1 protein-coding gene is annotated in these 1,076 nt (G+C 67.3%); it reads right to left on the reverse strand.

From position 1 onward, the window contains the following. On the reverse strand, positions 1-1,049 hold a 1,049-nt coding region (locus ACSNOH_RS34885), incomplete at its 3' end, for an amino acid adenylation domain-containing protein (RefSeq protein ID WP_436725458.1). Positions 1,050-1,076 lie beyond the last annotated feature (27 nt).

Below are 1,076 nucleotides of genomic sequence, written 5' to 3' on the forward strand. Positions count from 1 at the left end.
CGGAAGCCGCGTATCTTGACCTGGTCATCGGCACGGCCGAGGTATTCCAGCTGCCCGTCCCGGTTCCAGCGGACCAGGTCCCCGGTGCGATACATCCGCGCACCAACACCATCGCCCGTGTACGGATCGGCGACGAACCGCTCAGCGGTCAGCGCCGGACGGTCCACATAGCCGCGGGCCACCCCTGCACCGGCGAGATACAGCTCTCCCGGCACTCCGGGCGGGACCAGGGCCAGGTGGTCATCGAGGACGTAGGCCCGCATGCCGTCCATGGGCCGGCCGATCGGGACACCATCATTCACCTCACCGCTCACGACGTACCGGGTGGCGAACGTGGTGGTCTCCGTCGGACCGTAACCATTGACAACACTCAAACCGGGGTGGGCGTCGAGGACCCGCCGCACCGCGACAGGCGAGACCACATCACCACCAGCCCACACCTGCTCCACACCAGCAAACGCCTCAAGGTGATGCTCGACCAGGACGGAGAACAGCCCGGAGGTCAGCCACAGACCCGTCACCCGACCAGCAGTGATCTCCACCTCCAGTTCTCCGGACGAGGCGATCACCACCGTGCCACCGGTCAGCAGCGGCACCCACACCTCGAACGTCGAAGCGTCGAAGACCTCCGGCGAATGCCACAACACCCGCCGCTGCGCACCACCCCAGCACCCATCCGACGCCAACCCGACAACATCGGCATGCGTCACCTCAACACCCTTGGGCAACCCCGTCGACCCCGACGTATACATCACATACGCGGCCTGTTCACCTGCCACGACCCGGTCACCAACCACCACACCGGAACGCTCACCAGCCATCACATCGGCATCGATCACCAGCACCAACCGTGCATCCTCAGCGATGAACTCCAGCCGCTCAGCGGGGTAGGCGGGGTCAAGCGGGACGTAAGCCCCGCCGGCCTTCAGCACCGCCAGCATCGCCACGACCGCCTCTACGGACCGCCCGAGCGCAACACCCACCCGGCTCCCCGCACCCACACCCCGCCGCACAAGCCAGCCCGCCAACCGGCCGGCCCGCTCCTCCACCTCCCGATACGACCACTCCCGCTCACC

Origin of the sequence: Streptomyces sp. URMC 127 (assembly GCF_051386535.1) — a bacterium.
Classification (GTDB): domain Bacteria; phylum Actinomycetota; class Actinomycetes; order Streptomycetales; family Streptomycetaceae; genus Streptomyces.